Annotated in this window: 10 protein-coding genes; all 10 read left to right on the top strand. The window is 62.5% G+C overall.

Features of this window, described 5'->3' with window-relative positions:
• The 10 genes from G3480_RS10040 (at nucleotide 1) to G3480_RS09995 (ending at nucleotide 13,180) form a co-directional block, all read left to right on the top strand.
• Nucleotides 1-2,316 (top strand): chemotaxis protein CheW, encoded by a 2,316-nt coding sequence (locus tag G3480_RS10040; RefSeq protein ID WP_164653754.1) that lies wholly within the window; start codon nucleotides 1-3, stop codon nucleotides 2,314-2,316.
• A 45-nt stretch (nucleotides 2,317-2,361) separates the two neighbouring features.
• The gene (locus tag G3480_RS10035) at nucleotides 2,362-2,865 is read left to right on the top strand and encodes a chemotaxis protein CheW (RefSeq protein ID WP_164653753.1); all 504 of its coding nucleotides are present in this window, start codon (nucleotides 2,362-2,364) and stop codon (nucleotides 2,863-2,865) included.
• 102 nt (nucleotides 2,866-2,967) lie between these two features.
• On the top strand, nucleotides 2,968-5,250 hold the full coding sequence (locus G3480_RS10030) for a methyl-accepting chemotaxis protein (RefSeq protein ID WP_164653752.1): 2,283 nt from the start codon (nucleotides 2,968-2,970) through the stop codon (nucleotides 5,248-5,250).
• A 118-nt stretch (nucleotides 5,251-5,368) separates the two neighbouring features.
• A complete protein-coding gene (locus tag G3480_RS10025; protein ID WP_164653751.1) occupies nucleotides 5,369-6,214 on the top strand; it encodes a CheR family methyltransferase in 846 nt (281 codons plus the stop codon).
• A gap of 13 nt (nucleotides 6,215-6,227) precedes the next feature.
• The gene (gene cheD / locus G3480_RS10020) at nucleotides 6,228-6,839 is read left to right on the top strand and encodes a chemoreceptor glutamine deamidase CheD (protein WP_164653750.1); all 612 of its coding nucleotides are present in this window, start codon (nucleotides 6,228-6,230) and stop codon (nucleotides 6,837-6,839) included.
• A 59-nt stretch (nucleotides 6,840-6,898) separates the two neighbouring features.
• Complete coding sequence (locus G3480_RS10015; protein ID WP_164653749.1) at nucleotides 6,899-8,110, top strand: methyl-accepting chemotaxis protein; 1,212 nt, start codon at nucleotides 6,899-6,901, stop codon at nucleotides 8,108-8,110.
• A 1-nt stretch (nucleotide 8,111) separates the two neighbouring features.
• Nucleotides 8,112-9,182 (top strand): protein-glutamate methylesterase/protein-glutamine glutaminase, encoded by a 1,071-nt coding sequence (locus G3480_RS10010; protein ID WP_164653748.1) that lies wholly within the window; start codon nucleotides 8,112-8,114, stop codon nucleotides 9,180-9,182.
• A 151-nt stretch (nucleotides 9,183-9,333) separates the two neighbouring features.
• Nucleotides 9,334-9,639 (top strand): STAS domain-containing protein, encoded by a 306-nt coding sequence (locus G3480_RS10005; protein WP_164653747.1) that lies wholly within the window; start codon nucleotides 9,334-9,336, stop codon nucleotides 9,637-9,639.
• 8 nt (nucleotides 9,640-9,647) lie between these two features.
• Complete coding sequence (locus tag G3480_RS10000) at nucleotides 9,648-11,390, top strand: ATP-binding SpoIIE family protein phosphatase (RefSeq protein ID WP_164653746.1); 1,743 nt, start codon at nucleotides 9,648-9,650, stop codon at nucleotides 11,388-11,390.
• Nucleotides 11,391-11,482: 92 nt separating this feature from the next.
• The gene (locus G3480_RS09995) at nucleotides 11,483-13,180 is read left to right on the top strand and encodes a fused response regulator/phosphatase (RefSeq protein ID WP_164653745.1); all 1,698 of its coding nucleotides are present in this window, start codon (nucleotides 11,483-11,485) and stop codon (nucleotides 13,178-13,180) included.
• The last annotated feature ends 311 nt before the right edge of the window (nucleotides 13,181-13,491 follow it).

The following is a 13,491-nucleotide window of genomic DNA, read 5'->3' as shown; positions in this document are numbered from 1 at the left end:
ATGAGCATCGATCTAAGCCAGTTCTATCAAGTGTTCTTCGAAGAGGCGGCGGAGCACTTGGCTGCCATGGAAGGACTGCTCTTGGAGCTGGACGTCGAGGCCCCGGACCTCGAGACCCTGAACGCCATCTTCCGTTCTGCGCACTCCATCAAGGGAGGCGCGGCCACCTTTGGCTTCAACGACATGGCCGAAGTGACGCATGTTCTAGAGACGCTGCTGGACCGACTGCGCAAGCAGGAACTCGACGTCACGGTCGAGATGGTCGATACCTTTCTTCAGGCCGGCGACATCATCCGCGAGCAGCTCGGCGCTCATCAGGCGGGGACCGAGTACGAAGACCCGCGCGCCGACGAGGTGTGCCAGCGCCTTGCCGAACTGGCCGCACCAGAGATCGCGACCAGCGGCGACGTGGACGAGGTCCAGCAGGCATCGACGCTTTGGCAGGTGCGCTTCAACCCGAGCGAGGTGGGCTGCACGAAGGCGCAGGCGCTGAGTGCGCTCTTCGATGGACTCGCGGGGCTCGGCTCCATCGAAAGGGTGCGGGAAGACGGACCAGATCTCTGTCACTGGCAACTGCTCACGGACAGCGACGCCGCTGCGATCAGGGACATCATGGCCTTCCTCTGCGATGCGGATGGGGTCGAGCTGTTGCCCCAGACGGACGGAGAGGCGCCCTTTGAGCCGGGGTCCTGCGACGCCGATGAAGATGACTCCTTCGGCTTCTTCGACGGCGCGCCTGGCACGGAGCAGACGGCGACGCCATCCGAGGTCGATGAAGGCGACGGCTTCGGGTTTTTTGCCGGCGCGCCTGGTCTGGATCAGGCCGAGGCGGCAGCGCACCTGGTCGATGAGGACGATGGCTTCGGCTTCTTTGCCGGCGCACCCGGCGCGGATCAGGCCGTCGACCAAGAGGGTGATGGGTTCGGGCTCTTCGGCGGCAGTCCAGGCATGCAGGAGGTCGCCTCCGTCGCGGACCGCGACCGCGCTGAGGAGACTCAGGGCTTTGGCTTCTTCGACACCGCTCCCGGGGCGCCCAAGCAGGCATCAACCAATGCCGAGCCAGCGGCGCCAAGCCAGCCCATGCGCCCTGTCCCGAGCAGCGCAGCTAAGCCGTCGCAGGCGGCTGCCGCCAAACGCCCGGCGTCCGGCGAGTCCTCTATCCGCGTCAGCGTCGAGAAGGTCGACGAACTCATCAACCTGGTCGGTGAGTTGGTGATCACCCATGCGATGCTGGCCGAGTCCGCCTCGGAACTGGATTCCACGGTCTTCGAACGCATCTTCGACGGGCTCTCCAACCTGGAGCGCAACTCGCGCGATCTGCAGCAAGCGGTGATGTCGATCCGCATGATGCCGATCAGCTTCGTCTTCAACCGTTTCCCGCGCGTGGTGCGAGACACCGCAGCGACCCTGGGCAAGAAGGTCTCGCTCAAGCTGATCGGCGAGGACACCGAGCTGGACAAGGGGCTCATTGAGCGTCTGGCGGATCCGCTCAATCACCTGGTGCGCAACAGCATCGACCACGGCATTGAACTCCCAGAGCAGCGTCTCGAGGCGGGCAAGCCCGAGAGCGGCGAGATCGTGCTCAAGGCGAGCCATCGCGGCGGCAGTGTCGTGGTCGAGATCACGGACGACGGGGGCGGCCTCAATCGCGAGAAGATCCTCGCCAAGGCCGAGAAGCAGGGCATCGCCATGCCGGAGAATCCGTCCGACAAGGATGTGTGGCATCTCATTTTCCACCCCGGCTTCTCGACCGCCGAGAAGGTGACGGACATCTCTGGGCGCGGTGTCGGCATGGACGTCGTGCGGCGGAACATCGAGGAGATGAACGGTCGGGTCGACATCGATTCCACCCCGGGACAGGGCACGCGGATCACCATTCGTCTACCCCTGACCCTGGCGATCCTGGACGGACTCTCGGTGCGCATGGGAGAGGAGATGTTCATCCTGCCGCTGACGGCCATTCAGGAATCCATCCAGCCGCGGCCGGAGCAGTTCAAGTCCGTGGCGGGGCGCGGCCAGGTGGTGCAGGTCAGCGGGGAGTATTTGCCCTTGGTCGTCCTGCAGGATGTCTTCAACGACGGCGGCGAGAAGATTCCCTACGAAGACGGCATCCTGGTCATCGTCGACACCAATGAGGGCCGCGCCGCCCTGCTCGTCGAGGAGCTGGTCGCTCAGCATCAGGTCGTCATCAAGAGCCTGGAGACCAACTACCGCAAGGTCGAGGGCGTCTCGGGCGCCACCATCATGGGCGACGGCCGGGTCGCCCTGATCCTAGACGTGGACGCCTTGGTCCGCCTCAACCGCAAGGCGGCCTGAGCCGGCATAGAAGCAGACGCACTCAAATCTACCGGAGAGCAGCAGATGAACGAATTGAGCAAGGAGGGGGGCGCGACCATGAGCGAGGACTCACGGGAGTACCTGACCTTCAATCTCGGCGACGAAGAGTATGGGATCGACATCCTCAAGGTGCAGGAAATTCGCGGCTACGACGCCGTGACCAAGATTGCTAACTCGCCCGAGTTCATCAAGGGCGTGATCAACATGCGTGGGGTGATCGTCCCGATCATCGACATGCGGCTCAAGTTCAACTTGGGGCAGGTCGAGTACAACCAATTCACGGTCGTCATCATCCTCAATATCGCCGGACGTGTGATTGGCATGGTGGTGGATGGCGTCTCGGACGTGATTGCACTCAGCAACAATAAGATCAGTCCGGCGCCTGAGTTCGGCGCCGTTCTTGATACCGACTACATCAATGGTCTTGCTACGCTCGAAGAGCGGATGGTCATTATGGTGGACATTGAAAAGCTGATGACGAGCGGTGAGATGGGGCTCGTCGATCAGGCTCAGAACGCGGCGGCGTGACGGCTTGCTCATTTGCTGAATAGGCAAGGGTCTCCCCTATCGGTCTTGTCGTTCCGGTGACGCAAGGTCTTTGGTTGAACAATTATTTATGAAGGATCGGGAATGATTTCATTCAATCGCATGCGCGTCAGTACCAGGCTAGCAACCGCTGGTGTCACCGTTCTGATCGGCTTGGCTCTGATTGCAGGCTATACGCTGATGAGCATCAAGAGCGATGCGCTCGCCGCGCACCGTGAGCGGCTCAGTGATTTGGTTGAGGTTGCTGCGGGAGTGGTCGCAACCTATCAGACGCTGGAAAACGAAAAGGTACTTTCTCGAGAAGAAGCCCAGCGTCAAGCCAAAGATGCATTGCGTCCTCTGCGCTTTAGTGGTGCGGACTATTTCTTCGTTTTTGACTTCGAGGGGCGCGCAGTGGTGTCGGCAAACCCAGACTACGAGGGGAAGGGCTTCCTGGGTAAGACAGACGCCGCAGGCTTCAAGCTGTGGGACGCGATTGTCGAAAAAGGCAAGGCAGGGGAGGGTTACATCGACTATGTCTATCCTCGCCCCGGTCAAACCAAGTCCGAGCCAAAGCTGGCCTATGTCGTCGGTATTCCCGAGTGGCAGTGGATCCTTGGCACTGGTGTCTATATCGACGATGTTGATAAGGTCGTCGCCAAGGAGGCCATTCGTTATGGCTTGATTTCATTCTTGATTCTGGTGGTCGTGGCGCTGATTGGCTTCTTGGTGGCGCGAAGCATCCTAACGCAATTGGGCGGCGAGCCCCTGGATGCGGCGGCTAGCTTGAAGAAAATCGCGCAGGGTGACCTGAGCGAGGACATTGCGCTTGCGTCAGGCGATACGACGAGTCTCCTGGCCGCGCTCAAGCAGATGCAAGAGAGTCTGGTGCGTCTGGTCGGTGAGATTGCCGAGGTGGTCCATGCCTCGACCAATGGGGACTTCAGTCAACGCATCGACCTCAGTGACAAGCAAGGGTTTGGCAGGAAGATCGGCTCGGAACTCAATCACCTGGTCGAGACGACCGAGGTCGGTCTCAATGATGCCACCCGGGTTGCCAACGCCCTGGCTGTCGGCGATCTATCGCAATCCATCACCCGCGATTATCCGGGGAGCTTTGACCAGATGAAGATCGGGGTCAATGGCACCGTGGCGGCATTGACCGAGGTGGTGACCGAGATCCGCCGACTCGTGGACGCCGCTGGTCGCGGCGATTTCAGCATGAGGCTGGAGGTCGCCGGCAAGCAGGGCTTCGGCAAAGACATCGCCCAACTTCTCAATGAACTCTCCGATACCACCGATGTGGGTCTCAAAGACGTGATCCGCGTCGTCAAGGCGATGGGCGATGGCGATCTGACTCAGTCCATCACTAAGGAGTATCCGGGACTTTTCGGCGAAACCACGTCCGGAGTCAATGCCACGCTCGGCAGGCTCAAGGAACTGATCGGCCAGATCCAGGAGTCCGCCGGCACCATCAACACCGCAGCGCGGGAGATCGCCTCCGGTAACTCGGATCTCTCCCAGCGTACCGAGGAGCAGGCATCCAGCTTGGAAGAGACGGCCTCAAGCATGGAAGAACTCACCTCCACGGTGAAACAGAACGCCGACAATGCCCGCCAGGCGAATCTGCTCGCCAGCGGTGCGCGTGACGCCGCAACCCAGGGCGGGGAGCGCGTCAATGAGGCGGTGAACTCCATGCAAGCCATTACCGAGAGCGCGGAGAAGATCAGCAATATCATCTCCGTCATCGACGGCATCGCCTTCCAGACCAACATCCTGGCGCTGAACGCCGCGGTCGAGGCCGCGCGGGCCGGCGAGCAGGGTCGTGGATTCGCCGTGGTCGCCGCTGAGGTACGCAGCTTGGCGCAGCGCTCCGCCGCCGCGGCGAAGGAGATCAAGGCACTCATCCAGGAAGACGAAGCGGCCATCTTAGCCGGCAGCAAGCTGGTGCGCGAGGCGGGCGAGAGCATGGGGGAGATCGTCAGCCAGGTGAAGCGGGTCTCAGACCTCATCGCCGAGATCTCGGCTGCTTCGGATGAGCAGACCTCGGGGATCGAGCAGGTGAATCAGGCCATCATCCAGATGGACGACGTAACTCAACAGAACGCTTCACTGGTTGAGGAAGCGGCGGCTGCCGCCGAATCCCTGGAAGAGCAGTCCCAACAATTGGCACGGGTCGTGAGGGCCTTCAACGTCGACCAGGCCGCCGGCGCGGCGTCGCTCGAGACGGCGCCGAAACCGCCAACGTCGGCGCGCGAGCCGCGTTCGCCTCAGGCCGTCAGCACGCCGCGGGGCTCTGCCGGCCGCCGGGTAACGGCGGTGCGCAAGGCGGCCGTGGTGGTGCCGGCGCAGTTGCAGGGCACGGAAGACGAGTGGGAGGAGTTCTAGCGTTCCCGGGCAGGGGCGTCGATGGCAATGGTGCCTGACCCAACCAGGCCCGAACGGGTTCGTCGCGAAGGCATGCTTACTCGCGAAGGGATCGACCGCAACGATAGGAAGGTGTTATTTGTCGTCTGAATCAGCTACACGCGAGCGCGAGTTCCACTTCACCCCTGCGGATTTCAAGCAGATCCGGGCGCTCATCTACGAGCATGCCGGCATCTCGCTCAGTGATGGCAAAGTGGACATGGTCTACAGCCGGATCGCGCGCCGTTTACGGGCCACCGGACTGAACACCTTCCAGGGGTATCTGAGCTTTCTCGATGAGAACCCGGAGGAGTGGCAGCACTTCACCAATTCGCTGACCACCAATCTGACCTCCTTCTTTCGTGAAGAGCATCACTTTCCGGTCCTGGCCGAGCGCTTGCTCGAGGCGAAAGGCAAGGGGCAAAACCCCGTCACCCTGTGGTCGTCCGCCTGCTCCACGGGTGAGGAGCCCTATTCCATGGCCATGACTGCGGTCGACGCCTTCGGGACCTGGACGCCGCCGGTCAAGATCCTGGCGACGGATCTGGATACCAATGTGCTCACGCAGGCCCACAAGGGCATCTATCCGATCGAGCGGATCGAGAAGCTTCCCCAGGAGGTGCGTAAGCGCTTCTTTCAGCGCGGCAAGGGAGACAAGGCCGGCATGGTGCGGGTGCGGCCCGAGTTGCGGGCGCTGGTGAGCTTCCATCCACTGAACCTGCTCGACGGGGATTGGCCGATGCGTGGTCGCTTCGACGCCATCTTTTGCCGCAACGTGCTCATCTATTTCGATAAGCCGACGCAGTACAAGCTGTTGGCGCACTTTCATCCGCTGCTGCGTGAGGAGGGTCTGCTCTTCGTGGGGCACTCGGAGAGCCTGACCCATGCGGCCGATCTATTCAGGCTGCGCGGCAAGACCGTCTACGCCCCCGTTGCGGCTAAATGAGATCTAGAGCGCGATGGACCACGCATTCGAAGAAGTATTGGCACCCAATCTCTACTACGATCGCCATTTCGAAACGGACGCGGTCAAGATCCTGCCTGGGGAATATTATGTCTCCAAGCGTGAGATGCTGATGGTCACCGTACTGGGCTCCTGCGTCGCCGCCTGTATTCGGGATCGTGTCAGCGGGATTGGCGGCATCAACCATTTCATGCTTCCAGACGACAAGCGCGACGATGATGCTCGCTTCGGGCGCTCTATGCGCTACGGCGATTATGCGATGGAGATCCTCATCAATCAGCTGCTCAAGCTGGGCGCGCGCCGCACGAACCTCGAAGCCAAGGTCTTCGGCGGGGGCAATGTGCTGCCTGGGTTCAAGAATCACGTGGTCGGCGAGCGCAATGCCAAGTTCGTGTGCGAGTACTTGAGCACCGAGGGGATCAGCGTCATCGCCAAGGACCTGCTGGGGAACCATCCGCGCAAGGTCTATTTTTTTCCGTCGACTGGCCGTGTCCTGGTGAAGAAGCTGCGCAGCATGCACAACGACACCATCATCGCGCGCGAGCGCAGCTATAGCGAGACGCTGCGCGGCGCGAAGGTTGAGGGTGACGTGGAGCTGTTCTCTTGACGCGCCGCGTCGGAGGGCGACTGGGCTCTCGGTTCTAAATAGGCTCGGAAGGAGAGGCGATGTTGTACAAAATCATGGCGCACTGGCCGCCGCTGACGCTCAGCCTGCTGGTCTGGCTGCTATCTCTCGTGATTCCGGGCGTCCTGCCGGTCTGGCTCTGGGTCCTGGTCGTGGTTCTGGCTTGGCCGGCGTGGCTGGTGCTCCCGCGTCGCGGTCAGGCCGCCGATGCGGACAAGACCGAGGGGCAGCCTGGACTGGCGCGGTCGGAGCAAGCGGGACAGACTGAGCGTGAGCTCTGGGATCTCGTGGTGGAGACCGATCAGCTCATCGGGCCGCAGATGGAGGAACTGCGTCAGCTCGTGGTGCAGGCGTTGGATCTGGTCGGCCACGCGGGCCAGGATCTCCATGCCAGCTTCACCGGGCTGTCGGACGAGTCCAAGGTACAGCAGGATTTGGTCCTGCGGCTCGTGACCCAGCGCTCATCGACGGTGGACGAGGAGCAGAGCGGATCCGTCGACATCAACGCCTTTCTCGAGGCGAATGGCAATCTGCTGAACGAGAATATCGAGCGTCTCATCGATATGGGCAAGCATAGTATCCAGGTGGCGCACCGGATCGACGACCTTTCCGGGCAGATGAATGGTATCTTCGATCAGCTCGACGGCGCCAAGCGGATCGCGCGTCAGACCAACCTGCTCGCCCTGAACGCCGCGATCGAGGCGGCCCGTGCCGGCGAGGCGGGGCGGGGCTTCGCCGTGGTTGCACAAGAGGTGCGCAAGCTGTCTCAGGACGCCGATGAATTCAACGATCAGATTCGCGAGCAGGTCGAGCAGGCGCAGCTGGTGTTCGAGGATACCCGCAACATCGTTGGCGAGATGGCCTCACAGGACATGAGCGCCACCATCAACGCCAAGGGGGCTATGGATGAGATGATCTCCCAGGTCCAGCGGCTCGACGCCACGATATCCGAGGGTCTGACCGAGTTGGCCGTGGTGGCTGAGCGATTTCAGGGCAATGTTGGCGCTGCAGTACGTCTGCTCCAGTTCGAGGACATCGCCCGTCAGGTGCTGGCCCAGGCGCAGATGCGCATCGATTTCATGGACAGGTTCGTGGCCGATCTCAAGCTCATTCCTTCCGGTCAGCTGCGCTCGCCGGAGGATGTCGAGCAGGCCAAGCAGCGACTCGAGACCCTGCGCACCGAGTTGATCGCGGCGGCCCACCGACCGGTGAGCCAGCAGTCGATGGACGAAGGTGATATCGAACTCTTCTGACATGTCACTCAACAAGCCAATTCGTGTCCTGATCGTCGATGACTCGGCCTTGGTACGGAAGCTCCTGACCGAGATTCTGGGACAGGCCAAAGGGATCGAGGTCGTGGGCGCGGCGCCGGATCCCTATGTTGCCCGTGACAAGATCAAGGCGTTGGATCCAGATGTACTGACATTGGACGTCGAGATGCCGCGCATGGACGGACTCACCTTCCTGCGCAATCTCATGCGGCTGCGGCCGATGCCCGTCGTCATGGTCTCGTCGCTCACCGCAAAGGGCGCCGAAGTGACGCTGCAAGCGCTCGAACTGGGCGCGGTCGATTTCGTCCGCAAGCCAGAGTTGGATGTCATTCATGGCCTTCAGGCCTATGCCGACGAGCTGGTCGCCAAGATCCGCGTGGCGGCTGCCGCCCGGGTCAAGACGCCGGCGTCCCTGGCGGCCCGTCCGCCCGGCGGCCAAGGCAGCACGGCGCCACCGCCGCGCAAGATTCAGAGCTTCCGCACGACCGATCGCGTGATCGCCATCGGTGCCTCGACCGGAGGCACGGAGGCCATCAAGGAGGTCTTGATGCTGCTGCCCCCGGATACGCCGGGCGTGGTAATCGCTCAGCACATCCCGCCGGGCTTTAGTGCCGCCTTCGCCGAGCGGATGAACCGTCAGACCGGTCTGGTGGTAAAAGAGGCTGCGGATGGGGATCGCGTCATGGCGGGGCATGCCTATGTCGCGCCCGGGGACTATCACTTGCAGCTCGCACGCGACGGTGCCAGGTACGTCTGCCGGCTCAGTCAGAGCGAGCATGTGAATCGACATCGGCCGAGCGTCGACGTGCTCTTTCGCTCGGTGGTGAGGGCTGCGGGCACCAACGCGACGGCGGCCCTGCTCACGGGCATGGGCGCTGACGGGGCCGAGGGTTTGCGGGAGCTTCATGAGATCGGTGTCCATACGGTCGCGCAGGACGAGGCGACCAGCGTCGTTTGGGGGATGCCCGGAGAGGCGGTGAAGCGCGGCGCGGCGTCCGAGGTGCTGCCACTGCCAAAGATTGCGGAGGCGCTCTTGAAGGGTGCCAAGGCTTAGAGGCTGTCTGAATATTGTAATCGCCCGAGCTGTAGGGGCGAATTCATTCGCCCTCCCGCCAGTGCCAAGGGCGACTAAAGTCGCCCCTTGAGGTTTTTCAGACAGCCTCTTAGGGCTAGGATTCGATTGTCAACTACACGAGGAGCAACATATGGGTGTCACCGCACGCTCGGATGCGGAGAAGTCGCAGGTCATCATTTCGGTCGACGGCCGTTTCGATTTTTCGCAGCACAAGGTCTTTCGCGATGCCTACAAGGATGCCACCGGCAAATCGACCAAATTCGTCGTCGATCTGACGGATGCCTCTTACCTCGATAGCTCCGCACTCGGCATGCTGCTGTTGCTGCGCGAGTTCGTCGGCTCGGATCCCAAACGTGTGCGCATTCGGGGGGCCAACGAAGACGTCGCACGCGTCCTTAAGATCGCGAATTTCGACAAGCTCTTCACCGTCGACTAGGTGCTTTGATGCAGGCTTCGGCAGCTCCGACCATGGCGTGGCCGGACGGCTCCGCGGGCTCATCGGTCGGGCGGCGCGGACGCAAGCCGAGATCCGCCCTGGTGGTGGAGCCGGATCCCGCGCAGGCCGCACTCATCGCCGCGGCGCTGAGCGACCATGGGTGTTCTTGCCGCCATGTGGGGAGCGCGGAGGAAGCGATCGCGGGCTTTGAGTCGCAGCGCCCTGACATCCTCTTCATTGCCGCGGACTTGCCTGGAATGGACGGGCTCGAGGCCACGCGCGAACTCAAGCGACGCTCTGACGGGCGGTTCTTGCCCATCATGCTGCTCGCGCATAGGGAGGACGAAGATCTGCTGCTGAGCAGCGTCGAGTCCGGCGCTGATGACTTCCTGCTCAAGCCTCTCGAGCCTAGCCTGATCGCGGCCCGCATCAGGGTCATGGAACATGTGTGCGAGCTTCAGCATCGCGTCATTGAGCGCAGGCAGACCATCGCTGACATGCTCGAGAATGAACGGGTCGAGCAAGAGCTGGCGGAGCGGGTGCTCAACCGCGCGGTGACAGCGCGCAATGTTGTCATGGATCGTCTCGAACTCATGCAGCGCTCAGCGGCCATCTTCAGCGGCGACATTGTCTTGACCCAGCATCTTCCTGACGGCGGCCTGCGTCTCATGGTTGGTGACTTCACGGGGCACGGGCTGGCGGCTGCGGTCGCCGCGCTGCCCATCGCCGATGCCTTTCACGCCATGACCATCAAGGGGGTGAGCGATATCTCCCTCCTGACCGAGCTCAATCGCAAGCTGTATCAGCTTCTGCCCGCAGAGCGTTTCATGGCGGCGATTCTGATCACCGTGCCGGCGAGTTGCACTGAGCTGCGCTGGTGGAACGGCGGCATGCCGAGCGGTTGGCTCAGGACCGCTAACGGGCTGCAGGAGCTGACACCCCATGCCCTGCCGCTTGGGATTTTGCCGGATCTATCCTGCGATGAAGTCTCGCGGCGCGTGCGCGTGAGCCAGGGTGACCGTCTGCTGCTGATGACCGATGGACTGCTCGAGGCGCACAACACCCAAGGCGAGATGTTTATGCACGCTGGCTTTGTTCAGGTGCTGGAGTCGTGGCGCCCCGGCACAAGTCCTTTGCCGCCGCTGCTGGATGCCTTGGACGCCCATAGCTTGGGGACCGAACAGGCGGACGACATTGCCATCGTCGACCTGCCGATGGAGCCGACACTCTTTGCGCAGCGCCTGATCGCCTCGAGTCATGGGCCGCGAGCGGGCTGGGACCTGTCGATCAAGCTCGAGGGTGAGCGGCTCAAGACCCAGCCGACGCTCGCATCACTGCTTGCACCCTTGGGGCTGGTGAACGCAGTGCGCGAGCAGATGGTCGCGCTCGAGATCATCTTCACCGAACTCTATTCCAATGCACTGGAGCATGGGGTGCTCAAGCTCGATTCATCGCTCAAGGCCACGAGCGCGGGATTCGATGCCTTCTATCGTGAGCGCGCGCGACGGATCGAGGACGTGAGCGGTGGCTGGATCTTGGTCGAGATTCGTTTCGAGCCGAGCGGAGAGGGCGGCTGTGTGCGAGTGCGGGTCTGCGACTCGGGCGAGGGTTTCTCCCATGAAGCTGTCCGTGATCATTGTCGCGATGCGGCACGTCCATGGGGGCGCGGTATCCTTCTGGTGCGGGAACTCTGCGAATCACTGGAGTTTCAGGGAAATGGCTCACAAGCCAAGGCCACCTATCGGTGGTAACTTGGCCCGGGTCTCGACCGTCTTGCCGTGCTCGCGTCGAGGTCCAAATAGATGCCGTCAACAAGTCTCCTCGACCTGGGGCCTGAGTCCAGATGCAGTTCTCAACCATGCACATCGGCCCGCCGCTCGACGCTGATCCGACTGCTTCCTCGGAGCCCGAAACTGGCTGGCGTGGCAAGGCGCTGGCCGTGGACGACGATCTGGCCAACCTGCGGCTGCTGCGGCGCATGCTCGAGCGCATGGGCTTCGCGGTCGTCACTGCCACCAATGGGGTGGAAGCGCTTGAGCAATTCGCCGCCAGGCGTCCGGATCTGGCGGTCTTGGATGCCGTGCTGCCTGGCATGGACGGCATCGAAGTCGGTCGACGCATCAAGTCCATGTCCGCGGCCGAGTTCGTGCCCATCATCTTTCTCACCGCCCTGGCCGACGCAGCCTCCATCATGGGTTGCATCCGGGCGGGTGGCGACGATTTCCTCACCAAGCCCCTGAGCTTCAAGCTGCTGCAGGCGCGCGTCATCATCACCGAGCGGTTCCGGGATCTGCAGCGTGCGATGTCCGCGAGCAGCGAGCCGCTCCACGAACTGCTCGAACGCGAGCATGAGGAGCAGCGTCTGGCGGAGCGTGTCTTCAGTCGCGCCATCAACAGCCGCAATGTCGAGACCCAGGCCATCAACTCCATGCGGCGCTCGGCCACGACCTTCAACGGCGACCTGTTGCTGACGCAGAGCCTTCCTGATGGGGGGCTGCGCATCCTCATGGCCGATATCACCGGGCACGGGCTGGGGGCTACCATCGGTGCGCTGCCGGTCGCGGAGGCCTTTCATGCCATGGCGATCAAGGGTGTGGACGATCTCCAGGTTCTCGAGGAGATCAACCGTAAGCTCTATGCCACATTGCCCGCCGACCGTTTCATGGCGGCCTTCATGGTGAGCATCGCAGGAAACGGGCGGCGACTCACCTGGTGGAACGGCGGCATGCCGAGCGGCTGGCTGAGATCCCGCCACGGGCTGAAGGAACTTGCTTCCCATGCCTTGCCGCTGGGCGTTTTGACCGAGCTGCCCCCCAGCGATGCGCCGCGTGCCTTGAGTGTTCAGGACGATGATGGTCTGCTGTTGCTCTCGGACGGGGTGCTCGAGGCGGTCGATTCGAAGGGCGCGACCTTTGGCGACGGCAGGTTGAGACAACACCTTGAGGCCTGGTCGCATGGCGAGCGCCTCTTCGGTAGCCTGCTCGCTGCTTGGGAGCGTCACCGCGAGGGCAGTGCGCTGGAGGACGACGTTGCCCTGCTCGAGCTTGTCATCGGGCCGGCTCTGCTGGATTCGACCGAGCTGGAGATCGGTCAGGCGCGACCTGGTGGTTGGCGCTGGTCGGTCGAACTCGGATCTGAGCAGGCCGAGCGCCTCTTCCCCTTGAAGGCGGTGCTGGGTCCGCTCGGTCTGCTCGACGGCCTCGAGGCCCAGAGCCAGGTGCTGGAGGAGATTCTGCGGCAGCTCTATCTGAGCTACGTTGCCCCTGGGCGAGGCTTACAAAGCGATCCCTCGCTGGCTGCTGGAGCTATCGCGCCTGATCCGCTCAACATCCTCATCCGATTCGAGCCGCTGCCTTCCGGAGGCTGTTTCATCATCCAGGCACATTGGCGCGGCGTTGGTGATTCTTGGTCTTCGGGTCATTCCGCTTCACCCTCTGACAGCGAAGCGCTAGGACAGGTACTCGGGTCGCTGGAGCAGCTTTGTCGTTCGGTGCGCTACGACGCCGGCAAGGGGATGATTGAGGCCCACTACTGCTGGTAGAGCCTTACTGGCTGGTAGAGCCTTGCTGATAGCGCCCCGAGGTCCGACCGGCCCAGGCGATTTCGCGCTGGCTCCCACGCTCCGGCGTGGGAGCACGGGCGGGCGCTCCGCGCCCAGTTGCCTCTGAGCCCCGACCCTGGCACCGCCCCTAACCCCAACCGCCCCAAGCCATGGCCCGCGACCGCATCCTCGACCCCAAGGCCCCGCACTTTCTCACCTGTACCACGGTACAATGCAGAACTCCTGACTTGGCGCCAAATTCAATGCGACTGGATCGCCTCAAACACGAGGCGCAGCTCGGTACCGGGGTA

The organism is Thiorhodococcus mannitoliphagus (assembly GCF_010915725.1).
Classification (GTDB): Bacteria; Pseudomonadota; Gammaproteobacteria; order Chromatiales; family Chromatiaceae; genus Thiorhodococcus; species Thiorhodococcus mannitoliphagus.
This window is presented reverse-complemented; position numbering and strand designations above follow the sequence as displayed.